This is a genomic window from Alphaproteobacteria bacterium, assembly GCA_002869105.1.
Classification (GTDB): Bacteria; Pseudomonadota; Alphaproteobacteria; order UBA7879; family UBA7879; genus UBA7879.
Window position 1 is genome coordinate 1 of record PKTP01000008.1, and the last position, 25,931, is coordinate 25,931.

General features: G+C 45.0%; 24 protein-coding genes. 10 read left to right on the forward strand and 14 right to left on the reverse strand.

Annotated features, from left to right (window positions below; all coding sequences use genetic code 11):
* On the forward strand, positions 1–486 hold a 486-nt coding region (locus C0582_04545), incomplete at its 5' end, for a hypothetical protein (protein ID PLX29448.1).
* Positions 487–825: 339 nt separating this feature from the next.
* Here C0582_04545 and C0582_04550 read toward each other — a convergent pair.
* Positions 826–2,322, reverse strand: coding sequence for a hypothetical protein (locus C0582_04550; protein PLX29449.1), 1,497 nt, complete (start codon positions 2,320–2,322; stop codon positions 826–828).
* A gap of 119 nt (positions 2,323–2,441) precedes the next feature.
* Here C0582_04550 and C0582_04555 point away from each other — a divergent pair, with 119 nt between their 5' ends.
* Positions 2,442–2,927 carry a hypothetical protein gene (locus C0582_04555; protein PLX29450.1) on the forward strand — a complete coding sequence of 162 codons (486 nt, stop codon included), beginning with the start codon at positions 2,442–2,444 and terminating at the stop codon, positions 2,925–2,927.
* A gap of 6 nt (positions 2,928–2,933) precedes the next feature.
* On the opposite strand, the gene C0582_04560 is transcribed toward C0582_04555, so the two are convergent.
* From C0582_04560 to C0582_04585, 6 genes are read right to left on the reverse strand one after another with little or no spacing between them, the layout of a single operon-like run.
* Positions 2,934–3,146 (reverse strand): DUF1467 domain-containing protein, encoded by a 213-nt coding sequence (locus tag C0582_04560; protein PLX29479.1) that lies wholly within the window; start codon positions 3,144–3,146, stop codon positions 2,934–2,936.
* A 44-nt stretch (positions 3,147–3,190) separates the two neighbouring features.
* Complete coding sequence (locus tag C0582_04565; protein ID PLX29451.1) at positions 3,191–5,167, reverse strand: DNA topoisomerase IV subunit B; 1,977 nt, start codon at positions 5,165–5,167, stop codon at positions 3,191–3,193.
* A 30-nt stretch (positions 5,168–5,197) separates the two neighbouring features.
* Positions 5,198–6,658: a hypothetical protein gene (locus C0582_04570; GenBank protein ID PLX29452.1), complete on the reverse strand. Its 1,461-nt coding sequence runs from the start codon at positions 6,656–6,658 to the stop codon at positions 5,198–5,200.
* A complete protein-coding gene (locus C0582_04575; protein PLX29453.1) occupies positions 6,651–7,973 on the reverse strand; it encodes a UDP-glucose 6-dehydrogenase in 1,323 nt (440 codons plus the stop codon). The genes C0582_04570 and C0582_04575 overlap by 8 nt, the downstream gene beginning before the upstream one ends.
* Positions 7,970–8,854 carry a UTP--glucose-1-phosphate uridylyltransferase gene (galU, locus tag C0582_04580; protein PLX29454.1) on the reverse strand — a complete coding sequence of 295 codons (885 nt, stop codon included), beginning with the start codon at positions 8,852–8,854 and terminating at the stop codon, positions 7,970–7,972. The genes C0582_04575 and galU overlap by 4 nt, the downstream gene beginning before the upstream one ends.
* Positions 8,855–8,902: 48 nt before the next feature.
* On the reverse strand, positions 8,903–9,724 hold the full coding sequence (locus tag C0582_04585; protein ID PLX29455.1) for an ATPase: 822 nt from the start codon (positions 9,722–9,724) through the stop codon (positions 8,903–8,905).
* 114 nt (positions 9,725–9,838) lie between these two features.
* On the opposite strand from C0582_04585, the gene C0582_04590 reads away from it, so the two are divergent.
* Entirely contained in the window at positions 9,839–11,197 is a 1,359-nt protein-coding gene (locus C0582_04590) for a hypothetical protein (GenBank protein PLX29456.1), read from the forward strand.
* Between the two features lie 241 nt (positions 11,198–11,438).
* Here the strand turns inward: C0582_04590 and C0582_04595 are convergent, their stop codons facing one another.
* The 6 genes from C0582_04595 to C0582_04620 form a co-directional block, all read right to left on the reverse strand.
* Positions 11,439–12,431: a hypothetical protein gene (locus C0582_04595; protein ID PLX29457.1), complete on the reverse strand. Its 993-nt coding sequence runs from the start codon at positions 12,429–12,431 to the stop codon at positions 11,439–11,441.
* Positions 12,432–12,663: 232 nt separating this feature from the next.
* Entirely contained in the window at positions 12,664–13,134 is a 471-nt protein-coding gene (locus tag C0582_04600; protein ID PLX29458.1) for a hypothetical protein, read from the reverse strand.
* A gap of 610 nt (positions 13,135–13,744) precedes the next feature.
* Positions 13,745–14,140 carry a hypothetical protein gene (locus C0582_04605; protein PLX29459.1) on the reverse strand — a complete coding sequence of 132 codons (396 nt, stop codon included), beginning with the start codon at positions 14,138–14,140 and terminating at the stop codon, positions 13,745–13,747.
* Between the two features lie 186 nt (positions 14,141–14,326).
* A complete protein-coding gene (locus C0582_04610) occupies positions 14,327–14,764 on the reverse strand; it encodes a hypothetical protein (GenBank protein PLX29460.1) in 438 nt (145 codons plus the stop codon).
* Between the two features lie 70 nt (positions 14,765–14,834).
* Complete coding sequence (locus C0582_04615; protein PLX29461.1) at positions 14,835–17,471, reverse strand: alanine--tRNA ligase; 2,637 nt, start codon at positions 17,469–17,471, stop codon at positions 14,835–14,837.
* Positions 17,472–17,785: 314 nt separating this feature from the next.
* Positions 17,786–19,159, reverse strand: a complete 1,374-nt coding sequence (locus C0582_04620) for a glutamate--tRNA ligase (protein ID PLX29462.1) — start codon at positions 19,157–19,159, stop codon at positions 17,786–17,788.
* Between the two features lie 83 nt (positions 19,160–19,242).
* On the opposite strand from C0582_04620, the gene C0582_04625 reads away from it, so the two are divergent.
* A complete protein-coding gene (locus C0582_04625) occupies positions 19,243–19,623 on the forward strand; it encodes a hypothetical protein (GenBank protein PLX29463.1) in 381 nt (126 codons plus the stop codon).
* Between the two features lie 6 nt (positions 19,624–19,629).
* Here C0582_04625 and C0582_04630 read toward each other — a convergent pair whose 3' ends face one another.
* Positions 19,630–20,199 (reverse strand): hypothetical protein, encoded by a 570-nt coding sequence (locus C0582_04630; GenBank protein ID PLX29464.1) that lies wholly within the window; start codon positions 20,197–20,199, stop codon positions 19,630–19,632.
* Between the two features lie 182 nt (positions 20,200–20,381).
* Here C0582_04630 and C0582_04635 point away from each other — a divergent pair, with 182 nt between their 5' ends.
* The 6 genes from C0582_04635 (at position 20,382) to C0582_04660 (ending at position 25,243) form a co-directional block, all read left to right on the forward strand.
* A complete protein-coding gene (locus tag C0582_04635) occupies positions 20,382–21,185 on the forward strand; it encodes a prolipoprotein diacylglyceryl transferase (protein ID PLX29465.1) in 804 nt (267 codons plus the stop codon).
* Positions 21,182–22,180 (forward strand): hypothetical protein, encoded by a 999-nt coding sequence (locus tag C0582_04640; protein ID PLX29466.1) that lies wholly within the window; start codon positions 21,182–21,184, stop codon positions 22,178–22,180. Before C0582_04635 ends, C0582_04640 begins: the two co-directional genes overlap by 4 nt.
* Positions 22,177–22,953 (forward strand): peptidoglycan editing factor PgeF, encoded by a 777-nt coding sequence (locus C0582_04645; protein ID PLX29467.1) that lies wholly within the window; start codon positions 22,177–22,179, stop codon positions 22,951–22,953. Before C0582_04640 ends, C0582_04645 begins: the two co-directional genes overlap by 4 nt.
* Positions 22,954–23,622: a guanylate kinase gene (locus C0582_04650; protein PLX29468.1), complete on the forward strand. Its 669-nt coding sequence runs from the start codon at positions 22,954–22,956 to the stop codon at positions 23,620–23,622. It abuts the gene before it with no gap.
* Positions 23,623–23,708: 86 nt separating this feature from the next.
* On the forward strand, positions 23,709–24,323 hold the full coding sequence (locus C0582_04655; GenBank protein ID PLX29469.1) for a 30S ribosomal protein S4: 615 nt from the start codon (positions 23,709–23,711) through the stop codon (positions 24,321–24,323).
* Between the two features lie 212 nt (positions 24,324–24,535).
* Complete coding sequence (locus tag C0582_04660; protein PLX29470.1) at positions 24,536–25,243, forward strand: hypothetical protein; 708 nt, start codon at positions 24,536–24,538, stop codon at positions 25,241–25,243.
* Positions 25,244–25,931: the final 688 nt, after the last annotated feature.

Sequence of the window (25,931 nt, forward strand, 5' to 3'; positions counted from 1 at the left end):
AAGACCCTGACACTGAGCCTGCCCCAGCTTAAGAAGATTGAAAAGGGTTTCTTATATAAAAATCAAAGTTTAAAGACCCTGACGCTGAGCCTGCCCCAGGTTACTCAGATTGGAAAGGGTTTCTTAGCGCAGTGTCAAAGTTTAAAGACCCTGACGCTGAGCTTGCCCCAGCTTAAGAAGATTGGAAATGATTTCTTATATAATTGTCGGAGTTTAGAGACCCTAAATCTGGATCTGCCTCAGCCTCAGCCTCAGCCTCAGCCTCAGCTTAAGAAAGTGATAGGTCCTTTCTTACCTGCTTGTCTTCAATTAAAATCCGTTGATTTGAGGTCTTTATTAAACTTGAAAGAAGTATTAGATATTGCTTGCTTTATGGCCTATACGTACAAGTTGGAGGAAGTTTCGATCGATGCGCGTCAAAAAGAATTTTTTGAAGAGTTACTGAAGGACAAGCCTGATTTGCTGTCCAAGTTCGTGGTTGCTTAGTTTTTCTTATAGGATGAGATTCTCACGCGCCATGCTGGCGCTCAGAATGACGACTGTCTAGGGAAGAGAGATTGCCGCAGTCGTTTCCCTCCTTCGCAATGACAAGTGGGGGTTGCGCCCCGCCTTCGCAATGACGATTCTTTTATACACGTCATCCTGAGGAATGGCGCAGCCATGATGTGAGGATCTGGTTTAAGGAAGGAGATTGCCGCGTTGGCCTAAAGGCCTCCTCGCAATGACGACTGTCTAGGGAAGAGAGATTGCCACGTTGGCATTACATGCCGCCTCGCAATGACGGTCAATAAAAAAACACCGCCTCGCAAGGGCGATAAAGATAAATTAAACAGCAGGCTTATCCGTGAGAGCATCCAGTTTATGGCTCATCCGTTTAATGGCCCAAGACCATAGAAAGAAGATGGCAAAGGCGCAAAGCGCTAGATAAGGCGCGATGGATATTTGAGTTGATCCTGGAATTAAGACCAATAATATCCCTTGGATTCCAGAACCCCCGAGCTTGCCAATGCGACCACTGAGCACATCAACGGCGGCTTTCCCTTTAACCCGTAGTTCAGCATCGAGAGGAATATAGGACATCTCCCGCGTGGTATTGAAAAAAGAGTACTTACACGTTTTAGCTGCTAAATTCTGAAGGAGGCCTATCCAACAAGAACCGGCAATGGCGGTGACCCCAAAGAAGCCGAACAGAGGACCGCAGCTTTCGCCATACAGAGCAATCACAAAGAAAAGAATCGCCGTTGCAACAGAGACAAGGGGCGTGACCATTGCGCTTTGACGCCAGCTGAACTTTCGGACGAAGCTGGACCCCAGGAAACCAGTGAAAAAAATAATCACCGCGAAAATTAAGTTGTAATCGCCCATAAAGGAGAGGTAATCCTGCTTATCAGGGTACATCTGCCGGACCTGGTTTTTCCAGGTGACCTCTACAAAGTTCACAGAAATATTGTAACTTATGCCTAAAATCGCGATGTATGCTAGATAGTCAGATTTAAATATGTACTTAAGGCTTTGCGTCAAGGACATTTTGATTTTGTTTTTCTTTGCAGGCGTACCATTATCTGGATGATAGTGTTGATGATCTTCCACAACATTTTTCTGCATCCAGTGATATAAAACCATGATGGCAACAATGAAAAATACCGTCGTTGACATAAGGAAGTTGATCTGATCATCAATATTGTTGGGAAATAGAATTTGAACGCTTTTTGTCAAGCCACCTGCAATTAACATTCCGATAGAGCTGAAGCTTGCGATTAACATGTAAAAACGGCGGGCCTGTTCAACAGGGGTTATTTGGTTGGCAAATTGCCAAAATAAAAAGGTGAGAACAATGGCTGACCACATTTCGGCCATGACATATAGAAAAGAATAAGACCAGTAACCTATGATTGGGAAAAACCACCGAAACCGAGGATAGAGATCTTTGTAGTTTTGAAGTTGTTCTTGACTCCAATGCAAAACATCTAGATGGGGGTGAATGAAAACAATAAAGATTAAGAAGAATGCTAGGAATATGGCCAGAATACCGTAGAACAAGGCTCTTTGAGTGTAGCGATTAGAAAGCCATGAAAAGGCGATCACAAAAGCAATGGAAGCTGGAAAAACACCAAAGACTTTCAGGTAATTAATGACCTCTGATCCCGAACCAGCTGTTGCCACCACCAACGTGTCTTTAAGGTTATGAAGAAGCCAAAAATTAACAACCACAAACACGTGAATAAAGTTAAGAGAAAAGAATTTAGGGAATTCGTGAGAATGAACTGGAAAAAGTCTCTGACGGACTTTAGACTTAAACGAGGCAGGGCGACTGAGCGTCATCACGTGCTTTAATGTTTTTGTTTGTTCACTAACATTCTTTGTACAAGTTATCAAGATAAAAAAACTGATTTACAATTCACGTTCTCCACGCAATAATTCTTGATAAAAGTATGCTACATATGAAACGTTATTTCACCCTTATTCTTTTTCTTTTATTGAGCGTTTTAACAAGTGCTGAAAAAAAAGACGAAATGTCTGGCCGCGTTATCTTAACGCTTAGAGGGGAAGGCCTGAAAGCAAACAATGCTGAGGATGTGCTCCTTTTAAAAAAAGAGTGGCCAAAAAAAAGAAGGGCGTCCAAAAATGCTCAAGAGCCGCTTGTTCCTGTAGAGGGGTTTCTAAAATCACACCTGGCGCCTGGTAAAACCCTTAAAGACATACGGCTTTATTTCCTTACCGCTGAAAGTGAGACGCAAAAATTGATGGCAATTGAAAAAGAAAATGATGAATCTTTTGTCCGGCTGTCGAGGGAAGCGCTCAAAACGAAAAAACCTGAACTGGTGTGGAATGAGGCGCAACAGGTCTTGAGCCTGTCAATGCAATCTGCATTAGATAAAAAGATGCTTTTAATGAATGTCTACAAAATTCAGGTGACTACCTCTTAAGACAGATTACCACAGAGGTTTTTGCTGCACAATTTCCCGGAAAGAAAAAATATCGGCTGCGATCAAACCATATAAAACGACAAAGAGCAGCAGAGAGATGAAGCTGGTATAAAGTGCTTTCTTTTTAAAGGAGAACTGTTTAGGCGCGCTTGGGGCCGTGCCTTTTTCAACCGTCTTTTGGGCTTGAAAGTTGAACGGTAAAATCAGTAGTAGAACAATCCACTAGATCATAAAGAACACGACAATGCCGGTTGCAAGTTGCATTAGATATCAAGCTCTTCAACGTAGGTGGCATTGGCTTCGATAAACTCAAACCGTTTTTCAGCATGCCGCCCCATTAAGTTTTGAACAAATGTTTTAATAGAAATTTGATGAGGCTGATCCGGATCTTCTTCAAGGGTGAGTTGTTCTAGAATACGGGTCTTAGGATTCATGGTGTCTTTGAGTTGGTCATCATCCATTTCACCCAGCCCTTTAAAGCGGAGAATATCAACTTTTTTGTTTTTGAACGTGGTTTCTAGAAGCGCCAGACGCTCTGCTTCATCGGTGGCATAAATAGAGGTGGCACCTGATGTAAGGCGATAGAGAGGGGGGCGGGCAAGGTAGAGATGCCCCTGTTCAACAATCTCTGGCATTTTTTCATAAAAGAAAGACATTAACAGCGCCGCAATGTGAGCGCCGTCCACGTCAGCATCCGTCATGATGATGATGCGTTCATAGCGCAGATTATTGAGATCAAACGTGGCCCCAATACCACAGCCCAGGGCTTGGAGCATGTCTTTGATTTCTTGATTCGCCAGCATTTTATCCAGCGTGGCACTGACAACGTTGAGGATTTTACCCCGCAGCGGCAGGATCGCTTGGAACTGGCGCTCACGAGCCCGTTTGGCTGTTCCCCCCGCTGAGTTTCCTTCGACAAGAAATAATTCAGATCCTTTGGACTCTCGAGAACTACAGTCAACAAGTTTGCCGGGCAGTCTGAGCCGTTGGGTGGCTGACTTACGATCTGTTTCTTTGAGGGCCTTTAGGCGTTTGCGTTCATCGTGATTGGCAATACTAACATCTAAAATTTTTTGCGATTGAGAAATGTTTTTAGCAAACCAGTGATCGAGGTAATCTCGAAGCGAGATTTCAATGAGACGGGTTACCTTGGGAGAGGCTAGTTTTTCTTTTGTTTGACCTTGAAACTGAGGGTCTTTGATGAAAATTGAAAGCAGGACTTGGCTATGACTAAAAATATCATCGTTTGTTAGCTTGGCCGCTTTTTTATTTTTTACCATGTCTCCAAAAGCTCTGAGAGACTTACTGAAGACACTTTTAAACCCAGATTCATGCGCCCCCCCGAGTGGGGTTGGGATGGTGTTGCAAAAACTTGTGAAGCTATCTTCTTTATCTGGACACCAATTTAAAGCCCATTCGATGGACCCTTCATTGTTTGAAAATTCTGTGCGGCCAGCAAAACTTTCTTCTAGAGTGCAGTCTTGATTTTTTAATTGAAGGGTTAGGTAATCCAGCAGGCCGTTGGGATAATAAATCTCTTCTGAGGATGGAATGTCTGTTTTCTCAACCAAAAGAGGATCACATGACCAATACAGCTTAACCCCTTTATATAGAAAGGCTTTGGTATGCAGAAGTTTGAGCAGTCTCTCAGGCTTAAAAAAGCATTGATCTTCAAAAATTTCTGAATCGGGTTGAAAGGTAATTTCTGTGCCGCGTTGAAAAGGCTTTTTGTCAAGAATGGGAACGAGGCCCGTTGTGGGACTCCCTTTGGAAAATTCTTGCATGACGGCTTTTTGATCCCGTACAACAATAACTTTGAGATATTGAGAAAGGGCGTTCACAACAGAAAGCCCCACACCGTGCAGCCCACCAGCGGTTTGATAGGCGCCTTCCTTGAACTTTCCCCCAGAATGCAACGTTGTTAAGATCACTTCGAGGGCTGACTTATCAGGGGTTTTAGGATGAGGATCAAATGGAATACCGCGGCCGTTGTCTTTAATGGTTAGGGTGTTATCCGCCCCAAGATGGACATAGATGGTTGTTGCATGACCTGCTACAGCTTCATCCATGGCATTATCAAGAATCTCACTGGCCAAGTGATGATAGGCCCTTTGATCGGTTCCGCCAATGTACATGCCAGGGCGATGACGAACAGGTTCAAGGCCTTCAAGAACTTGAATATCTTCAGCAGTATAGGCTTTGTCAGGCTTATGCGTAGGGTTTTTGAATAATTCGGACATAAGCGGATTATAGCAAGTTTGAGCGTTCTATCAAGAATCTGTCTCCAATAGTGTTGTTTCCATCAGCGAGAGAATCTCAGCAAGGCTCTTTTCTGTTTGAGCTTCAGCCCGGTAGGTGAGGGCGGGCTCGGTATTTGACGCCCGTATAAGACCCCATCCGAAATGGAAATTCAAGCGGACGCCATCGAGGGTGATTGGATCCAAATTGAGGGTCTTCGCCCGTTGTTCAACCACTTTCATTGCTTTTTGTTTGTCTTCATGAGTTGGAAAGTGAATTTGCTTTTGGGGAATGGCATAAACAGAGGGAAGATCTTGGAACGTGTCGCTTAGGGGTGAGTGCTGATCAATGTTCAGAACAGTAAGGGCACTGAAAAATGCATCATCAACCAAACAATAAGTATGTGGAAAATAGTGGTGGCCGCTGTATTCTCCCGCAAATGAGATCTCAGGCTGTTCTTTTAAAATTTTTTTAATCAACGCATGGCCGGTGGGACATAAATCGGCTTCTGATCCTAGATCTTTGACCCTCTCTAGAATGCTCTGGCTGGATTTGACATCAACGATGATTTTGGTTTTTTGCTTTTGACAGAGATGCTCGGCAAACAAGTAACTGAGTTTTTCACCGTTCCAATAGTGGCCTTTGGCATCAATAACACCGAGACGGTCGCCATCCATATCAATACTAAAACCCAAATCAGCCCTTTCTTGGATCACGGCTTTTTTTAAAGTTTGCATGTTTTCTTCAACACTGGGATCGGGGGTGTGATCTGGGAAAGAGGCATCGGGCGTTTGGTTCATGATATGATGAGAACCGGGTAGATGGGAAATCAGCTTTTCGAGGAGAGGGCCACAAACACCATGGCCTGTATCCCAGATGTATTTTTTATTGTTTTTTAAGTGATGAAGCCCCTTAAAATGCCCTAAGAGATAGAGAAGATATTTATACAGGAGATAGGATGCCTCTTGAACAGGGCGCGTTTGAGAGGTGATCTGGGAAAGATCAACGTTTGCGTTAAGAAGGTCAACCAACTCAGCACCGCACACGGGGATGCCCTGGTTATCCATTATTTTAAAGCCATTGTAGGGCGCTGGATTGTGAGAGGCTGTGATAATGATGCCAGCAACAATAGAGGCGGGGAGATCAAACACTTTTTGTTGAAGCGTGCACACATTAACCACGGGTGTTGGGGCAAGGCCAAGGTCAAAAACCTCTCCTCCTGCCTCGGTAATACCGGCAATGAGTGCTTTTTTAAGGGCCGGAAATGAAGGGCGGCAATCATGCCCCACCAGAAAAGCAGGAATCGGCTCAGCGGTGTGTTTTTTGAAATGAAGCGTTAAAGCATGGCCAAGAACATAGGCATCTTGGTTGGTTAAGGTTTGATTGTAGATACCTCGGATATCATAACGCTGAAGAATTTCTGTGCAAAGGCGATGTCTTTCAAAAGCTTCTGGTGCGGGGAAATACTGTTTGAGGCCTTGATGTTCAGGCATGATTATCCTCGGTAGAGCCAATGGGTATGCAGGTTAAACCTAAGGATTGGGCCCGGGCGCAATCGATGATGTTGCGAAGGTCAATGATGAGAGGGCGAAGTTTAGACTGGGCCAGGACTGATAAGTCTAGAGATTTATAAGCTTGCCATTCTGTGATAATGACAATCGCTTCTGCTGCTTCAAGTGCTTTTTCAAGCGAGTCATAACAGACGGATGGGGATAGTTTGAGTTCACGTTTAGCATTGCCGAGCGCCTGGGGATCATGAATGCACAGATCAAAACCGTGGGCTGTGAGTTTCTCTATAATCGGTAAGGCGGGACTATCACGGATATCATCCGTCTCTGCTTTAAATGCAACCCCTAAAACCGCTACTTTTTGGATCTTGTGGAGATTGAGAAGATCGAGAACGCGTTGTGCCATTTGATCTTTACGGCTCTTATTTGCCTTAATAACAGCATCAACAATGGTTAGGGGCGCGCCATATTGATGCGCCGTATGAGAGAGGGCTAACGTGTCTTTCGGAAAACATGAGCCTCCATAACCAGGGCCGGCTTTCAGAAAATCAGCCCCAATTCTTTTATCAAGGCCCATGGCGCGGGCAACATCATCAATATGGGCGCCGGTTTTTTCACAGAGATTGGCCACTTCATTGATGAAGGCAATTTTGGTTGCCAAAAAGCTGTTGCTGGCATATTTGGCGAGCTCTGCCGAGGGAAGAGACGTGAAAATAAATGGTACCCCGTGACGCAAAAGTGGGGCATAGACATTTCGTAAGGTTTGTTCCCCTTCTTCAGAGTTTGTACCAACGACAATCCGATCTGGGTAGAGGAAGTCATGAACGGCGGAGCCTTCCCTGAGAAATTCGGGATTGGATACCAGATGAAATTCAAGATCGGGATTGGCCTTGCTGATTCGGTCACTGAGCTGCAGATGGGTATTAACGGGGACGGTTGATTTGGTGACGATAACAACACCGTTCGAACAGTGCTTAGCAATTGTCTCTGCACATTGAAAAACAGCCTTTAGATTTGCTTGGCCCGTTATGGGATCTTGAGGCGTACCAACAGCGATGAAAACAACGGTTGCTTCTGAAAGGGTGGGCGTGAAATCAGATGTGAAAAATAATCTTTTTTGATCCATGTTGCTAAGGATTAGTTTTTCCAAACCTGGTTCATAAATAGGGACTTCTCCCTTTTGAAGCCGTGCAACTTTGGGCTTATCAATGTCAATGCACGTTACGGTATGCCCCAGCTCGGCAAAGCACGTACCACTGACAAGGCCTACATAGCCGGTTCCAATGATGGCAATTTTCATGAGCTTTTCCCTGACGTTGAATAGTGTTGTAGGATCTTTTCCATTTCAGATTTGGTATCGGATCTATGAAGTGCAAGAGCAAGCGATGCATTGATTAAGCCAAGCTTTGACCCACAATCAAAACGCTGCCCTTCAAATTCAAAACCTGTCAGAGGGGTGCCTTTTTTTCTGGCTTCTTCAAGGGCGTCTGTCAGTTGAATTTCATTGTTTTTGCCGGTTTTTAAGCTTTCAAGTTCTTGGAAAATGGAACTCTCTAAAATGTAGCGGCCAATAACAGCTTTATTAGAAGGTGCTTCAAGAGCACAAGGTTTTTCAACGATTTGATGCGCTTCAATGAGAGGGCCTTTTTGAAGACCACATTTAATAATACCGTATTGATCGACGTCTTCTGGTTTAACTTCTTGGATGGCTACCATGTTTTGGCCGACTTCATACGCTTCAACCATTTGTTTAAGGCAGGGCGTTTGAGAAAAAATTAAATCATCGGCAAGCAAAACAGCAAAGGGTTCATCCCCAATAAAATTTCGGGCGCACCATACAGCATGACCTAGACCGAGGGGCATTTGTTGACGGATGTAACAAATTTTACCCGGATCGAAGACGACGCGATCGACGTTTTCAATCAAAGCTTCATTTTTCTGTTTTTCAAGTTCGGTGTTCAGTTCATAGCTGTAATCAAAATGATCTTGAATCACCGTTTTGCCCCGGCCCGTTACAAAGATAAATTCTTCAATGCCGGCTGCTTGCGCCTCTTCAACGGCATATTGGATCAGGGGTTTATCAATGATAGGGAGCATTTCTTTGGGAATGCTTTTGGTTACTGGTAGAAAACGGGTGCCGCGACCGCCAACAGGAAAAAGGGCCTTGCGCACTTTGGTCATTTACATAAACTCCTTTAAAGAATCAGATGCTGATAAAGTAGCAAAAACCTAGGCTGATGCAAGTTTTTCCTGGAGATCAGGGAATTTAATTTCCCGCATTAGGCCGCGCAATTCATTGCGCGCGGCAACCTGTGAAAGAGTCAGCGGTTGCTCTAATTTTTTAAGGTCAATCAAGGTGAGACCTTTTGGAAAAAGCTCTTTGAAAATAACCCGCTCACTAAAGCCTTCCAGAAGTCTGAACGCCAACCTTTTGGAGAGTTTTGCGAGGACTTCATCGATGCGTTGACGGTTGTTGGAGTGAATACTTGCAAGACGGTTTCTGAGCACGATCCAATCAATGCTGCCTTTATCGCGGATAGCACGTTGCTTTTTTTGCTCCCACACCCATTCCGCGTAGATGCTTGGCCGGGTCAGTTCTAAGGTCTCACTGTTGATATTTGTCAACACATCTAAATCAATGAAGCTATCGTTCATGGGGGTGATCAGCGTATCGGCATAGGAATGAGCGTAGCGAGCAAGGTGCGTATCATTTCCAGGTGTATCAATGACAATAATGTGGCAATCGCTCCGGTCGGCGATGGCTTGGTTGAAATTCTTTTCATCATCTTCTTTGGCTTGGCTTACTGTCGGGGCATGACTTTTGTGGATCGCCACATGATCAGATAAGTTTAAGCTTGGGAGATGGTTTTTTTGATAAGCTTCGCGGTTATGGCAATAACGTGTCAGCGTTCCTTGGCGGGCATCGACATCGATACTGCCAACTTTATAGCCCATATCCAGCAGGGCCGTGATGATGTGCATGGCAGTGGTGGACTTTCCTGTGCCCCCTTTTTCATTTCCCAGAACAATAATGTATGGTTTTTGTGTCATCTTTATACGCTGCTTGTTTATCCATCTTGTACCTTACACGAAATGATAATGCCGCGGTAGACGAAAAAATATTTGCTAAAGGCCCTAAGTTTAGCTAATTAATATCTAATAATTGTGGGTGCTATTTTGAAATATTTAGGTCTTTTATTCTTCTTTACTCTTTTTAGTTATGGTGATTGGCGGGAAAAATACCAAGATCCAGCGTTTGATTTGACACTATCTTTTCGAGGGGATGGCATTCATATTCTTAGAGCAGATCAAAGCGAAATTAAAAACTATCCCTATGATTTTGATGATCCGCAGCGCAGCGACTATGGTAAATTATGCATTTTCATCAAACGATATATGGAAGTTTCAAAAGGCGTCATAATATCAAGAGGGGCTAGCGTTGTAAAAGGTATTGAAATCAACCAAAGCGACGTAAACGCTGTGCCAGAGGAGCAGTTTAAAACACTTGTTTATGATTTGAATCTATTTTTGTGGAGCCTTGGTTTGGGATTGGACCACTTGAAAATTTCTTTGCCTTTTGAATATTCAAGCGAAGTTCGACGTTGGGCTGTTGAATCGCTTTTAGGATCTGATATTGAAGGACAACAAAGACTTTGGAGTGAAACAAAACCAGAAGTTGAGGGTTTTGTTTCAAGAGAGTGCGCTGAAAATGGGCGAGAAAGATTGCCGGAACTACAATCTGGGCTGTTAGTTTATGATGCACTGAAGCTTTCCTCAATCGAACTTTCTGGCGCTTTTTTAACCCCCCGGGTTGCTTCTGGACTGGCGGAGATCTTGTCGAAAGCACACTCTGAAAACGTGACTTTCAGATTTGACCAAAGCGACGTTAGTGCTGATTTTTTTGGTGTTCTTGAAAAGTCACCACACGTGCAAAAGATTTCAGAGTTGAAAATAACTCGATGTGGTGTGACAGATCGCTACTTACTGCCCTACAGAGATGAAAATGGCACTGGAACCCTCTATCATTTGCTAAGTTCTTTAAAGGAGACGTGCCGCGTTTTAGACCTTTCTGGCTGGGACCGCAACGCCTTACCTTTGCCGGAAGACTACCAAGAAAGGTGTGAGGAGGTGGCCTGGAGGATCTTTGGAGCAAGTCTTGAGACGGGTTCTGAGGTGGATTCTGAGGCGGATGTGCCCGAGCAGCTCTTGCCTGTTGAAAATATGGTGTGGCTATTGACTGAGTTTGACCATTTGGAAGCGCTTTCTTTAAGGAGTATGGGGTTGAATCCTGATGAATTTAATATTCTTGCCCAGGTTGTGAGCGTTTTACCTATTAGGCATTTGGATTTATCAAAGAATGTTCTTTATGAGATACATCAAGATAAAACAGGCCATAATCAGCTTTTGAAGCCTAAGGGTTTATTTAAATATCTGCTAGAGAAAACAAATCTAATGTTCCTTGGATTGAAAGACACCACCATTAATACAATTGCTCGAACATCAAGATGTGCAAGAGATAATTGAGACAATTATGACAAACAACCCTGGGGTCAGAATTACATATTAAAACGCTCTCTGCTCTTATGACAAACGGGGGCATCCTTAGGAATGGCGATTTCTATACACGTCATCCTGAGGAGAAACATCGTTTCGACGTGAGGATCTCATGAATCAGGAAAAGATTGCCACAGTCGTTCCACTCCTTTGCAATGACAAGTGGGGGCTGCGCCCCGCCTTCGCAATGACGAAGAAGTAGAGAAGGAGATTACGATGTTGATGGTTTCATGCCCAACGCGGACAGAGCCTCTTGGTGTTTGGGATCAAATAGTTGGTTCACCAAATGAGCATGGCTGGCATAAAGCTTTTTACCATCGATACGGTTTGTTTCAGGATCACGCAAACTGTTGAGTGAGAACCAGCCGTTTTGAGATTGATCCACTTCATCTGTGTCTGTTGGAGAGAGTTTTGTGGGCATTTTGATCGCTTCATCTTGATTGAAAAATAAGGCAAAAGCGGTCGTCTCCATCCAGGCATTATCAGTGTTGCGGGGATCATCAACATAGCCGCGATAGATCACCGTTTTTTGTTTGCCCGGGAGTAAGGTGGCAAGTTCAGGGCCCACTTCTTCGTGCACTTCCTTTTTCAGCGCTGTCGTGAGTTCCTCTTTTTCTTGCATGCCGCCTGGTAGAGCATGAATAGCATCCGCGCGCCGCCAAATCAGAAAGATCTCTAAATCTTTAGTTGTTGGGTTTTCCCGAAGCAGCAGGGCATCAACAGCTGGGTTTGCCACCCAATGACCAAGAATGCCCCGGCCAGAAAGGCCGGTGCGGCCCATGGGATTGAGGGGTCGCATTTCAGCGCCACCCCATAAAATCTTGTAAAAAGATTTAATGCCACCGAGTTCCTGACCCTCCAACACTTCTTGGACCCGTTCGGATTGGGCGTAGGGAGGACTATGTTCTCCCATGAGTTTTGGATTGGTGTACTCTGTGGGAGCGTAGTCTGGATTCTCAATACTCCACAGAATTTTATCTGCTGGAAGGGGGCTGCGGTTGATATCCGGATTGCCACCATAAGGAGAGGTAAGGGCTTTTTGATGGGGGCCGTCAAAAGGGGTGACAGGAAAATCTGACTTGCTTGCGCCCATGATGGACGGCTCATATCTCTCGCGGATAGTTGGCGCTTGCCAGACGGCATTAACAATTTGGGTGCAGGTTAGCATAGACACAATCATAGCGAAAAGCAGAGATGGTTTCATCAAGAGACTCCGTTTAACAATTTATTGAATCATGGGCAAAATGGTCCAGGATTGTCAATCCCGTTCTTTCATTTTATGGAAGAGAGATTTTGTGCTTATTGATCAAAGAGTTGCAGGATATACCCCCGCTTGACAAGGGTGGTCTCGATGAGGCCGATTTGATCAACCAGTTGAATAAGGCGCTGCCGCTCTGAAGCGGGATCTGAAAACTTTCTTTTTTTGACTTCGATTTCTAAAAACGTTCCAAGTTCGGTGATCTGATCCACGGCGAGCTCAAAGTCTGTATGATAGAAATGAGACCGCTTTTTTGCAGACTGTATTGTTTTGTATATCCCAGGGCTGTGATGATTTTCAGCATGTGTTCTTTGTTTGAAACTTCGGTTTCATGCTCATAGCAAAAGAGGCGATCTCCTGCAGAAGAGGCAGGTGTATCCCAGTCTTTGAACGTTAGAAAACAGGGACCGTTTGGGATAGACCGAAGACGAAAATATTTGAGGGCCTGAATGTGACCATGAGAATCTGGCTTGAAAAAGGGTCTGTGCGGATTTTCAAAATAAAGATCTGTTTGGTGTTGAACAGCGCCGGGCTTGGTGTTTTTTAAAAGCCAGGATTTTAACGTGCTGTGATCCGTAGGGCTGAGTTTGAGCTTAATCTCAATTTCTTGAGCGTCATCCTTTTTGTTTTGAGGGGAAGGATCAGTCATCGATTAAGTGGAAAAAAGTTTTTTGAGGAGGATGATAGATCTCTGGAAAGGGGTGACGTAGAGGGTGAATCGGGCGACACAGGAACAGTTGGTACATCAATGGGGAGAGAAGTTGGGTCAAGAAGATATTCTAGAGAGGATGGTCTTGCAATAGAACGATGCCTTTGTGATTGGTGGAGATTTTCTACAATCGTTGCGAGTTGAGAGGAAATTTGGGGACGATGATGGTTGCTGATACGGGAGTTTTGCACCCGTTCAACTGCATGAGATGAAGGCAATTGGTGAGTTGATACACTGCGCTGATCGGAGTTGTTTAGGGAGGTGTGTGTGAAGCGTCGGAGATGACGAGGGCGGTATTGTAAACGGGGAGGTGAGGCTTCTGTGTGAGGCACTCTATAACCATCAGATCGAATAAGAGGAGGAATAGAGTGCTGGGAATCGTCTTTAATGGGTTTAGCTGCTGTGAAATTTACTGTTAAGAGAGACAATGATAAAGTAAAAATTAAGTATCTATATTTAAGCATCTTTTTATTATTTAGATTTAAAACATGCTTATCATGGCTCTTATTAAATGTAAACCCTCTCTCATTTTATGGCTTTGAGATTAAAATTAGTTATTAGGTGGTAAAACCTGGGTCAAATCACGCGGGAGGTATCCTGCTTCCCTGACCGCCTCAGAGACGCTTGTTGATCTGGCGCCTTGATCAGAGAGTTGCCCAACTAACCCTCTCAGATGAGAGCGCCTAGCTGAGTCTGTTGCTTGTTGTTGCCTTCTTCTGCGCGGCGAAGAGGAGACGCTGGGTGCTGTTGTTTCTTCCATTGGAGGAAAGCGCCGCAGTCTTAAATAAGGAGGTGTTCGTTCATTTACGCGGGAGGTGGATGATTGTGCGGGTGCCCGGCGACTTTCTGACTGGCTGGTCTCTGAAGCGGGATCGACAAAATTTTTTGCAGGGATGGGACGCGTTAAAAATAAGAGAAACATAAAAAAAATAGCGACGCTGTTCATCAAAAGCACCTGGAAACGGGTTGAATTTATTTAGGGACAATAAGTAAAAAATATCCTAAATGCCAGAAAAAACAATACAGTACTGCTTTCCCCCAACATGAGATGAGGGGAAAAGTGATGCGTGATCAGCGGTTAAAAAAACAGAAAGTTTTATATCAATGGTTTTTTAGGGAGCTTAGTCGCTTGCTACTTGGTTTTGATGATTTTAACCTGCGTTTCAGCCCTGGGCGTGAAGGGTTGTGGTGGGGCTGAGCTGTTTTTATCATGCTTGACGGACGTTCTAGGAGATTTGGCTTTTGGCTTACCGTAACGAAGCATGTATTGCTTGGCCGCATGATCCCGATCAGAATTCAACACATCTTCAACTGGGCTGCCTTGTAAGTCTACCCGGACAGGCTCGAGTTTAAAAGCGTTGAGATAGGCTGCTGAATGGGTGTAATAGAAAAGCGCCTGCTGTAGTTTTGTTTTGGATAGGTAAGGTTTACTGCCCCATGCCTCAAGAATATCTTGCTTGATATTAATTTTAAGGGGCTGGGGGGTTGCCAGCGTAAAGCATTCTGGAAATTGCTGCGCCAGAAGAACAAGGGATTGTGTTGCCTGTTCAATATTAAGTTTTTTAGCCATTTTTTCCTCCGGAATATGAATGCCCTAGATAGCAAATGATAACAAAAATTAAATAAAATTTTTCTTATATTTATTTATTATTCATCAATTTTTCAACTTTTTTTATTATATTGGGAATATTTTTACTATTTTTGCCCCCGCATTGAGCTAAGTCGGGGCGACCGCCACCGCCTTTTCCTTCAAGGATGGGCGCTATCTCTTGAATGATATCCGGGGCTTTGTGAAGGGAGAGGAGATCCACACTGACACCAATCACAGCGGAGACCTTATCGGTGGTGGCCGAGCTGTTAAAGAGAAGATAAAAGGATTTGCTTGGATGTTGTTTTTTCAAAAGATCACCCCGCAGCAAAATCTCCTTGTGAGGGAGGTCTTGGTAAGTCTCTGTGATCAGGGTGATGCCATTGACCACGTGGGATGAGTGGTTGAGAGGGGCTGATGCGCCAGGCGCGCCTTGTTTTTTTTCCAATTTCTTTTTTTCGGTCAGGATATGATCCACCCGAGCTTCCAAATTGTGCGGCGAGGTTTGCAGTTTTTGAGCCAGATCATTCATAAGGTGATCGAGGGCGCGCAGGTAGTGTTCGGTTGCCCGTCCAGTGATGGCTTCAATCCGCCGCACCCCAGCTGCCACATTGGATTGGGAGGTGATTTTGAACAAGCCAATCTCACCTGTTGCTTGTACGTGGGTTCCGCCACAGAGTTCGATGGAAGATTGATCTGTTTTTCCCCCGGCACCAAGGGTAACCACGCGTACATCGTTGGCATATTTTTCACCGAATAAAGCTAGGGCACCGGTTTGCAGCGCCTCTTGATAGGGCATGAGCTGGGACCGTGCTGGCGTATTTGCGCGGATGATGGCATTGATATGGCTTTCAAGCGCTTCAATGTCTTGACTGCTGAGAGCCTGGGACAAGGTGACGTCAAAACGCAATTTTTCAGCTGTGACCAGAGATCCTTTTTGGGTGACATGATCACCAAACCGCTGCCGCAAAGCGGCATGCAAAAGGTGTGTGGCTGAGTGGTTGGCGGCAACAGCGCGGCGGTGTGATGCATCTACCGCAAGATTAAGCGTTTGGCCTTGCTTTAAGGATCCGCTTAGAACTTTGACCTGGTGGAAATAGAGCCCTTCTTTGGTTTTTTGGGTATCGAGGATTTCTAGAGAGGTTTGATCGGCTGACAGCGCCGTACCGATATCCCCCACTTGCCCACCGGACTCTGCATAAAACGGTGTTTGATCAACAATCAGGAAACCCCCTTGATCGGCTGCTAACGTTTCAACTTGCTGATCATCAGAAATGAGCGCTAAAACTTTGGCTTCTGCTTCCATGGTTTGATAGCCAAGGAAAGGTGTTTCGCCCCATTCTTGGGCTACTTTCATCAGAAGGGGGTTTTGTTTGAGGTCGCCGCTTCCTTGCCAATTTTGACGGGCTTGCTTCTTTTGCTCTGCCATGGCTTGATCAAACTCATCTGTATTGACAGTGAGGCCTTGTGATTTAAGAGCGTCTTGAGTCATGTCCAAGGGAAAGCCGTAGGTATCATAGAGTTTGAAGGCAACGGCACCGCTCAGAGCTTTACCTTTGGGCATATTTTGGATTTCGTCTTCGAGGATGCTGAGACCACGGCTTAAAGTGGCGCTGAACTTTTCTTCTTCGGCGCCCAAGGTTGATTCAATGAAGGATTGCGCACGATTGAGTTCGGGATAGGCTTGTCCCATCAAGGTGATGAGTGTAGGGGCCAAATGCGGCAAGAGAGCCCCTTGATGCCCCGTGGTGTGAACATAGCGGAGTGCCCGACGAAGGATCCGCCGCAGGACATAACCCCGGCCTTCGTTGCTGGGCAAAATTCCTTCGGAAATAAGGAAGCACGCCGCGCGCAAATGATCAGCAATCACCCGATGTGCCAAACGATGCGGTCCATCTGGAGCGGTTCGGGTGAGAGAAGCGGAGGCTTCGATGAGACTTTTGAAAATATCGGTTTGAAAATTATCATAGGTACCCTGAAGAACCGCAGCAATGCGCTCGAGACCCATACCGGTATCAATGCAGGGATTGGGGAGATTCACCCGTTTATCTTCGGTGATTTGATCAAACTGCATAAAAACCAGGTTCCAGATTTCAACATAGCGATCGCCGTCTTCATCGGGGGTTCCAGGAAGGCCGCCTTTAACCTGATCACCATGATCGTAAAAAATTTCGGTACACGGTCCACACGGGCCCGTTGCCCCCATCGACCAAAAGTTATCATGGGTGGCAATTGGGATCAGGCGGTCTTCACCAAAACCGGTTAGTTTTTGCCAGAGATCGCGGGTTTCAAGATCGGAAGCATAATAGGTGATGTAAAGCTTAGCGGGGTTAAGCCCCAGTTCTTTGGTTAGGTATGTCCAGGCATAGCTAATGGCTTGCTCTTTAAAGTAATCCCCAAAAGAAAAATTACCCATCATTTCAAAAAAGGTGTGGTGCCGAGAGGTGTAGCCAACGTTGTCTAAATCATTGTGTTTTCCACCGGCTCGCAGGCACTTTTGGACAGAGGCAGCGCGCGGGGCCACTCTTTTTTCTTCGCCGGTAAACATACCTTTAAAGGGAACCATCCCAGCGTTGGTGAACAAAAGCGTGGGGTCATGACTGGGAATGAGGCCATCGGACGGCACAAACGTGTGATGATTGGTCTTGAAATAGTTGAGGAAGGAAGCGCGGATGTCTTGGGTCAGCATGTTTAAGGACTTAATTTTCGCTCAGAGTATTTCTAGCCAGACAGAAAGTCAATATGATCTGGTGAAATCACGGTTGATGATGATTTCTATGTGCGCCACCCCGAGGAGTGTGGGGCTGGGGGGATCTGATTATTAAAGAAGGAGATTGCCGCGTCGGCCTAAAGGCCTCCTCGCAATGACGAAAAACACACGTCATCCTGAGAAGCGCAGCGACGTGAGGATCTAGAGAGATTGCCACGTTGGCATTACATGCCGCCTCGCAATGACGGTCAATAAAAAAACACCGCCTCGCAAGGGCGATAAAAATGATGCGCTTAAATTTTATATAATCGCTGGCAGGTGAGGGTTTGGCCCAAAGTTTCAAGGATATCATAAATACCGGGCGCATTCAGGCGGCCGGTGAGAGCAATGCGCAGTGGTTTACCCAGCTCTGGCATTTTGAGAGCGTTCTCAGCAAGATAGCTCTTGATCAAGGAGGTGAGCGTTTCCTTGTTCCAAGAGTCAACGGATTGAAACTTCTCTGCAATATTGGACATATGCTGGCGTGCGTCGGCGGTGAGTAAGGCCATTTCCTCAGCCGATGGTTGCGGCGGTGTGTCGGTATAGATAAGCGCCGCCACGGCCAAATCAATCAGCGTTTCTGCGCGTTGTGCCAAATGCGGTAAACTCATTTGAATGCGCTGGCTTTCCCGATCAGTAACGGCGCGGTTAAGCGTTTGTTCCAAGAATGGTTTGAGGTGATTCATCGCATCTATAAGATCCAAAGATCTGAGATAGTGGGCATTGATGAAGCGCAGTTTTTCTAGATCAAAGCGCGCAGGGGCTTTATTGAGATGATCCAACGTGAACCAGTGAATGGCTTGATCGATGGAAATGATTTCATCATCACCATGAGACCAACCAAGTTTGAGCAAATAATTGAAAACCGCTTCAGCCAAAAAACCTTGATCACGATAATGCAAAATAGAAGGCGCCCCGTGACGCTTGGAAAATTTATGACCATCAGGACCATGAATCAGCGGAATATGGGCAAACGCTGGCACGTTCCAGGATAGGGCTTGATATAGAGGAATTTGCTTGAAAGTATTATTGATATGGTCATCGCCTCGAATGACATGAGAAATGTCCATGTCATGATCATCCACCCCCACGGCTAAAAGATATGTGGGAGTACCATCAGCACGCAGCAAAACAAAATCATCAAATTGACTGTTTTCAATGGTGATGGATCCTTGGACTTGATCTTCTAAAGTTGCTTGACCTGTGAGGGGCATTTTAAAGCGAAGGACGCCTGTGGTATGGCCTGCTTCCCGGCATTTGCCATTATATTTAGGGATGCCGCCGCTTTCGCGCGCTTGTTGACGCATGGCTTCAACCTCGTCGGCGGTGCATGTGCAATAGTAGGCATGATTGGATTGATAAAGCTTTTCGGCAACGTCTACATGACGGGCCTGTTGGTGGGATTGATAAACGGGCGCAGCATCAGCGGTAAGGCCCAGCCAAGCCAAGCCATCAATGATGGTTTTGAGAGAGGCATCGGCGTGTCTTTTTTGATCGGTATCTTCAATGCGGATCAGAAATTGCCCTGCAGTATGACGGGCCCACAGCCAATTGAACAGGGCTGTCCGGGCTGTGCCAATGTGAAGATCCCCAGTGGGTGAGGGGGCGATCCGAGTGATAACTGTCATGGGTACAGTTTATGCGCGATGCTGTATTGTTTGACAAGGGGTTTTGTCTGACTTAAAGTTATGTTTATTAATGGGAGTCATTTATGTCAAATTATCCAATTGAACCTCAGCACCATCGGGCTGGCTATGCGCCGCTGATCCATTTATCCATAACAGCATCTTTGCTGTTCCCTTTAGCCATGATTATTGTGCCGTTGGTGGCTTATTTTGTTTCCCATAATCCACGGGTGCGCGCTGCTGGACGAGAGGTTTTGAATTTTGCCATTACCATGATTTTCATTCCGTTTATTTTGGCCGGGCTGTTTGTTTCCCTTATTGGCATTCCGATGGGAATTATAATGCTTTTGGTTTTGGTGCCGTATCTGATTTTATCTTTTGTTCTATTCCCCATTGTTGGGGCGGTGCGCTGCGCTGATGGCATTGATTATCAATATCCCTTGGCCATTCGATTTCTGAAGGACTAGTCCTTCTTAGGTGTAGGGCTGCATGATTTTATCGCACCACCCTAGTTGTTGATCTAGGGTGCTTTGAAGCTTTTCGGCCGAGAGATCGGTGTGGAGCCATCGGTAGAGATTCACTAAATATAAACTGATGAACGCTTCGGTGCGGATGCGGCTGATGACGCTGGTGTTTGGAATGTGACCGTAGGTAAAAAGCATTTCCCAGCCTTGCCGCAAAGCAGATTGAAACTGAAGATAATTTTGCGGCTCTTTAACCAACCCCTCAAATAAAACTTTCAAAGCACGACGATGGGGAGAGAGCACCTCAAACCGGGTCATGGTCAACTCGAGCAGGCGATCTTTGATGGAAAGATCAAGTAAATCTTCCTGGGGAATGATGTTTTGGATTTCCTCTGCCACATAGGTTTGCCAATAGACAACCCACTGGCTTTTGTTTGAGAGGTGTGGATGGAGATCAGTTGGCTCTATTGTAAGGGCGTTGCATAGATCCATCACTGAAAAATCAGCCCACCCTTTCTTTTCGATGAGGGAAAGGCTGGCCTCAATCAGGTGTTTTTTGGGGAGTTGATTTGTGGTCATGGGGTCAAAGACTTGGGAGGGGTGAAAGGCAATTTGCCAGCACGCGTTTTCAGGGTTTTTTTGAGCAAGAAAAAACCAACGCCGGCTATTTTATCTGCGATGATGTTTTTGGTGATCATAATTCTTTTTTCACGGGGTTAAATAAGCTAGGGTAACTGTATCGAATAATCCAGGTCCTGACAATGTTTGAGTCTTATATCCCCTTTCCACACATTGACCCTGTAGCGTTTACCGTGGGCCCGCTTGCTGTGCGGTGGTATGCCTTGGCTTATGTGACGGGCGTCTTGTTTTGTTGGCAGTATAGCCGCTGGATTATAAAGAGATATCCTGCTTTGGGGATTCCACCTGAGAAATTTGATGATTTGATTTCCTGGGCGATCCCCGCTTTGGTGATTGGCGGGCGGCTGGGGTACGTGTTGTTTTATCAATTCGATTATTATGCGGCTCACCCCTTGGATACCCTTAAAATTTGGAAAGGTGGGATGTCCTTTCATGGGGGGATTGTTGGTGTGATGATGGGGTTTTATCTTTTCAGCCGTCTTCATCATGTATCTTTCTTGAGAATGCTTGATTTAGTGAGCCTGGGGGTTCCTTTGGGGGTTTTCTTAGGGCGAATGACTAATTTCATCAATGGGGAATTGTATGGCCGTATCACTGATGTACCTTGGGCAGTACTGTTTCCAGCCGGCGGCTATTTACCGCGCCATCCCAGCCAGCTCTATGAAGCTGTGCTGGAAGGACTTTTGATTTTGATTGTTTTGAATGTTCTTTTTTGGCGCACCCGCATGATTCAGCGGCCAGGCCAACTTGTTGGTGTTGGATTAATGCTCTACGCTGGCGGGCGGTTTGTTGTGGAGTTTTTTCGCGAGCCCGATGCGCAGTTGGGCTTTGTTTGGCAGATGCTGACCATGGGACAAATTCTGTCTATTCCGTATGCCTTACTGGGCTTGTTTTTGGTGCTGCGCCCTCGATTCCAGCGCCCATGACGCTGGACGCGCTGTTTGCCAACCGAAACCAGGTGCCTTTAGAAGACTACATGGCTTGGAATAACCGTCAGTTTTATCAAGCCCCTGATTGTTTGGGAGCGGCAGGACATTTCATAACATCACCCGAATTAACGCCGCTGTTTGGCTATGCTTTAGCTGAATGGGTGATTCAGCAGATGTCGGATTTTTCTGACCAGATCATCACCTTGGTTGAATTAGGGCCTGGTCGTGGATTGTTAATGCGGGATGTCCTGACAGCTTTGACCAAGAGAGGATATGGCAAAAACCTGAAGGTTGTACTGATTGAGCAAAGTTCGGGGCTGCGAGATCAGCAAAAACAGAATCTTCAGGACTTTCATTTATCCATTAGCTGGTTTTCTCAGATTGAAGAAATAGACGTTAACGGCCCCGTGCTGATCCTGGCCAATGAATTTTTCGATGCTTTGCCCATCCAGAAATGGCGCTATCAAAAGGGGATATGGTATGAGTGCTGGGTTGCGAAGAGTGATGATGGATTGAGGGTGGCTTGGCAACCTGCAAAAGAACAACCAGAATATGAACCGATTGAGGGTGCGGTCTATGAAGTGTGCCCTGTGGGATATACATTCTTCAAACACTGTTTGGATCTTTTAAAGAAACAAGGAGGGGCGTTAGTAATGATTGATTATGGCGCCTGGCAGGGAGATGGTGGCACCCTGCAAGCGATTTACCACCACCAACAAGTGGATCCTTTGGCCAAGCCAGGAGCGGTAGACTTAACAGCCCATGTCCGCTTTGGTGACTATGCAGCATTGACGCCAACAAAGTGGGCGTGTCACTATAACACACAAGGAGATTTCTTGCGAAGGCTTGGTATTGAGGCGCTATTTTGGGGAGCGAGTCACCAAAACCCGGCACACCAAGCGGAGATACATCGATTGAGGCAGAGGCTGCTCGGGGCAGGCGTTGAAGACATGGGAGAGCTTTTTAAGGTTCTGGAGATAAAGGCACAATGAAACACCAAGAGAAAAATGGCATTGTCTGGTTTGAACATCCAGATATTCAGGTTCCTGGACTATCCTGTCGGTTTTTTGGGCGTGAAGGAGGGGTGAGCACTGGACCTTATGAAAGCCTTAATGGCCGACCAGCTGCAAGTGAAGATCCCACTCATATTGCTGAAAACAAAAAACGAGTTGCGGCTGTGATGCAGGCAGATTTCCTCCACACCTCAACCCAGGTCCATGGAACAAAAGCCATTTGGGTCGACGATCAAACCCAAAGCACAGGTGAAGCAGATGCGTTGATGACGCAAAAAACTGGGCAGGTCCTTGCCATCAAAACAGCTGATTGTGTGCCGATTGTGATCATGGCCCGAGATGGAAGTGGCTGTGCCATTATCCATGCTGGCTGGCGTGGCGCGAGTCAGGGAATTATTGCGCAAACGTTAAGTGCTTTTCAAAAGCCTGTTAAGGCAGAGCTTGTGGCAGTTATTGGGCCTTGTATCCGCGCTAACAACTATCAGGTTGATGCAGCTGTGTACGCCGAATTCTCTGCCTATGAAAATCGAGATCTTTTTTTTAAGTCTGAGAAGAACGATGACCACTTTTATCTTGATTTGCCTGGATTCTGTGCGTATCACCTGAAAGCGCTAGGTGTAAAAGAAGTGGCCGATATTGGCTTGGATACCTATGAGGATGAAGAGGTGTTTTTTAGCTGTCGCCGAGCGTTTCACCACGGGCAAGCCAATCAGTTTGGCTGCCAGTTTTCGTGCGTAAAAATTGAGGATTAAATGGATTCATATCATAAGCGACATTCGGATTATTTAAAACACAAAGGCATTATGATGGTGTTTTCATCGCCATCGGGGGCGGGAAAAACAACCTTGACGCGCTCGCTCTGTTCCATGGATCGATATGTCAAACTTTCCATTTCAGCAACAACCCGTCCCCCCCGGCCCGGTGAGGTTGACGGTGAACATTATCATTTCATGAGCCAGGCTGATTTTGATGTCGCGGTTGCAAAGGGCCAGTTTCTTGAACACGCCCATGTTTTTAATCATAGTTATGGCACGTGGCGGTCTGAAGTTGAAGAGGATATGAGACAAGGGTATGACGTGGTTTTTGATATTGATTGGCATGGTGCTCAAACGTTGATTCAGGAAGATCGAGAACGGGTGGTATCTGTGTTTATTTTGCCGCCTTCGCTGGAAGTGCTGGACGATCGATTACGCGCCCGCGGCCAAGACGATGAGGAAATCATTCAATACCGCATGGGGAAAGCTCTGAAAGAAATTAGCCACTGGGCAGAATATGATTATGTGGTCGTGAATGATGACTTGAGTAAGGCTTTGAAGGATGTGAAATCCATTTTGAGAAGTGAACGGCTTAAGCGCTCAAGACAATTGGGGCTCAGTGATTTTGTCCATACTTTCATGGAGTGGACAAAAAAACCGGCATAAAAGAAAAAATGTGGTGGAAAAGCGTTGACAGTGGCCCGTTATCTGGGTATACAAACCTGTAATATCAACGAACCGGATTTTTTTTAATGACAAAAAGAGTGCAAGCCAAATACAAAATTAACCGCCGTCTGGGTGAAAACTTGTGGGGTCGTCCCAAAAGTCCAGTGAACACCAGAACCACGGGTCCAGGACAACATGGTGCGCGTCGTAAGAAGCCATCTGATTATGGTATTCAGCTTGCTGCAAAGCAAAAGCTCAAGGGCTACTATGGCAACATCATGGAAAAACAATTTCGCCGCACCTACGATGAAGCGGTGAAGCGTAAAGGTGATACCGTTGTAAACTTGGTGCAATTGCTTGAGCGTCGTCTTGATGCGGTTGTATACCGGATGAAATTTGTCCCAACTGTTTTTTCGGCCCGTCAATTTGTGAACCACGGCCATGTTTTGGTGAATGGCAAGAAAGTTAATATTCCTTCTTACCGCGTTCAGCCCGATGACGTTATTGAGGTAAAACAAAAATCACGGGAGATGCCTCTTGTGATTCAAGCCGTTGAATCTGCAGAACGTGATGTCCCTGGCTACCTTGATGTTGATCTTGCTAAGCGCACGGGTAAATTTGTACGTTTGCCAGAATTTGATGAAATCCCTTACCCGGTTCAAATGGAACCCAACTTGGTAATTGAATACTACTCAAGATAATTTTTGATACTTTATATTTTCCGAAAAAGACACAGTTTAGCTGTGGCTTTTTTATTGACGGTAGAAAGTATTGAGAGTCAAAGAACTGCCCTCGACTTTTAGGTCAGTCTATTATTTTAGTCTTAGGGCTGCAAGATGTCTGCTACATAGTTGACAAAGATAGGCATTAATTTTATGCTTCAATGACTATTTAAAAACAGGGAAATCTAAAAATGAAAAAATTATTTACTATTTCAATGCTTGCCTTTACTGCCTCTGCTTTTGATGATGGGTTTTATGTGGGGGTAAATGGTCTTTTTCAAAATAACAAGGTTGAGAACAAAGTTTCTTTTCGAGGAGGAGGGAATCAACCAGTCCTTGATTTAGGAGCCTTGAATCTTAGCCGTCAAAACATTAATCCTAATATTGTTTTAGGTTATTTATATTCTATAGATAGATGGGTTCTTTCAACATATGCAGAGTATACTTATTTAAATGATAAAAAATCAAAGACGCTCATAAACAGAGATCCCGCTTTATTGCTTAATCGCTCTCTAAAATTAACCCATAAAATTAGACCTTCTTATGGGATCACCATGAAATGTGGTTACAAGATTAATGATAAGAATATTTTATCAGCAGTATTGGGATATGTGAAAGAAGATCATTTAATTAAAACTGATGTTACATACACAGGACCTCCCATTAGTATCAGTAAACTTTCAACAAAGATTAAACCCAATGTCATTAAAGTTGGTATGGCCTATGACTATGCCTTTAGTCAGAATATATTTGGGAATGTAGAAATGTCTTATGGGTTTAAGGATAAGAACAAAAAAATAATTCGCCAAGAAATCCCCATTCAAGCAGGAATATCAACTTCTAATGTTAAAATTAAGAGATCTTGGCAAATAAAAGTTGGGGTTTCATACAAATTCTAGAAAGTTTTCAGCCCTGCTATATGAAGCTTTGGTAGATATATATTATAATCCGAAGAATGGCAGCTTGGAACCTTTGCGTATCAATTTAGAGGCCCTGGTGGGCCTCTCTTTGTATCTGAATTTAATCCTATTTAACTTCATTAGATCTTCTCGTAATATCTGGTGGCGCATTCAAAGATAAATATATTACAGATAGTGATTCAGTCCATTTGAAAGGGCAAATGGACTGAATCCTGAGAAGCGCAGCGACGTGAGGATATAAAGAGATTCCCGCGGTCACTCTGTTCCCTCGGAATGACGGCTATCTAGGGAAAGGAGATTGCCACGTTGGGGCGACGCCTCGCTCCGTGATGATAAAAAAAATTCACGTCATCCTTGTAAAACTCAAGTAATTCGATGACAAAAAACAGCGGTTATCCTTGTAGTCGCTCTACCCCCGTATTTTTACTGGATTGAGGATGTCGCCTTTGAAAGGTATTCTCAAAATTAAGCTAACCCTTCAATCTAAACCAAAACTGCAGCAGGTTTGTCACAGGTATCGGTGATTTGAGTTTGGATTAAATAAGATGTGGATCGTTTATGTGGGTGCTTTGGTTGCTCTTATTTTTCAGTCAGTTCAATTAACATTTCAAAAAGTTAAATAATATAGCGAGATCATTGTCCCTATTGCTTGTAAAAAGGGTGGTTT

Excerpts from the sequence above, each read along its gene's own strand:
- C0582_04550 (PLX29449.1), bottom strand. The coding sequence starts at position 2,322 with ATGACGCTCAGTCGCCCTGCCTCGTTTAAGTCTAAAGTCCGTCAGAGA.
- C0582_04555 (PLX29450.1), top strand. The coding sequence starts at position 2,442 with ATGAAACGTTATTTCACCCTTATTCTTTTTCTTTTATTGAGCGTTTTA.
- C0582_04565 (PLX29451.1), bottom strand. The coding sequence starts at position 5,167 with ATGTCCGAATTATTCAAAAACCCTACGCATAAGCCTGACAAAGCCTAT.
- C0582_04570 (PLX29452.1), bottom strand. The coding sequence starts at position 6,658 with ATGCCTGAACATCAAGGCCTCAAACAGTATTTCCCCGCACCAGAAGCT.
- C0582_04575 (PLX29453.1), bottom strand. The coding sequence starts at position 7,973 with ATGAAAATTGCCATCATTGGAACCGGCTATGTAGGCCTTGTCAGTGGT.
- galU (PLX29454.1), bottom strand. The coding sequence starts at position 8,854 with ATGACCAAAGTGCGCAAGGCCCTTTTTCCTGTTGGCGGTCGCGGCACC.
- C0582_04585 (PLX29455.1), bottom strand. The coding sequence starts at position 9,724 with ATGACACAAAAACCATACATTATTGTTCTGGGAAATGAAAAAGGGGGC.
- C0582_04595 (PLX29457.1), bottom strand. The coding sequence starts at position 12,431 with ATGAAACCATCTCTGCTTTTCGCTATGATTGTGTCTATGCTAACCTGC.
- C0582_04600 (PLX29458.1), bottom strand. The coding sequence starts at position 13,134 with ATGACTGATCCTTCCCCTCAAAACAAAAAGGATGACGCTCAAGAAATT.
- C0582_04605 (PLX29459.1), bottom strand. The coding sequence starts at position 14,140 with ATGAACAGCGTCGCTATTTTTTTTATGTTTCTCTTATTTTTAACGCGT.
- C0582_04610 (PLX29460.1), bottom strand. The coding sequence starts at position 14,764 with ATGGCTAAAAAACTTAATATTGAACAGGCAACACAATCCCTTGTTCTT.
- C0582_04615 (PLX29461.1), bottom strand. The coding sequence starts at position 17,471 with ATGCTGACCCAAGACATCCGCGCTTCCTTCCTCAACTATTTCAAGACC.
- C0582_04620 (PLX29462.1), bottom strand. The coding sequence starts at position 19,159 with ATGACAGTTATCACTCGGATCGCCCCCTCACCCACTGGGGATCTTCAC.
- C0582_04625 (PLX29463.1), top strand. The coding sequence starts at position 19,243 with ATGTCAAATTATCCAATTGAACCTCAGCACCATCGGGCTGGCTATGCG.
- C0582_04630 (PLX29464.1), bottom strand. The coding sequence starts at position 20,199 with ATGACCACAAATCAACTCCCCAAAAAACACCTGATTGAGGCCAGCCTT.
- C0582_04635 (PLX29465.1), top strand. The coding sequence starts at position 20,382 with ATGTTTGAGTCTTATATCCCCTTTCCACACATTGACCCTGTAGCGTTT.
- C0582_04640 (PLX29466.1), top strand. The coding sequence starts at position 21,182 with ATGACGCTGGACGCGCTGTTTGCCAACCGAAACCAGGTGCCTTTAGAA.
- C0582_04645 (PLX29467.1), top strand. The coding sequence starts at position 22,177 with ATGAAACACCAAGAGAAAAATGGCATTGTCTGGTTTGAACATCCAGAT.
- C0582_04650 (PLX29468.1), top strand. The coding sequence starts at position 22,954 with ATGGATTCATATCATAAGCGACATTCGGATTATTTAAAACACAAAGGC.
- C0582_04655 (PLX29469.1), top strand. The coding sequence starts at position 23,709 with ATGACAAAAAGAGTGCAAGCCAAATACAAAATTAACCGCCGTCTGGGT.
- C0582_04660 (PLX29470.1), top strand. The coding sequence starts at position 24,536 with ATGAAAAAATTATTTACTATTTCAATGCTTGCCTTTACTGCCTCTGCT.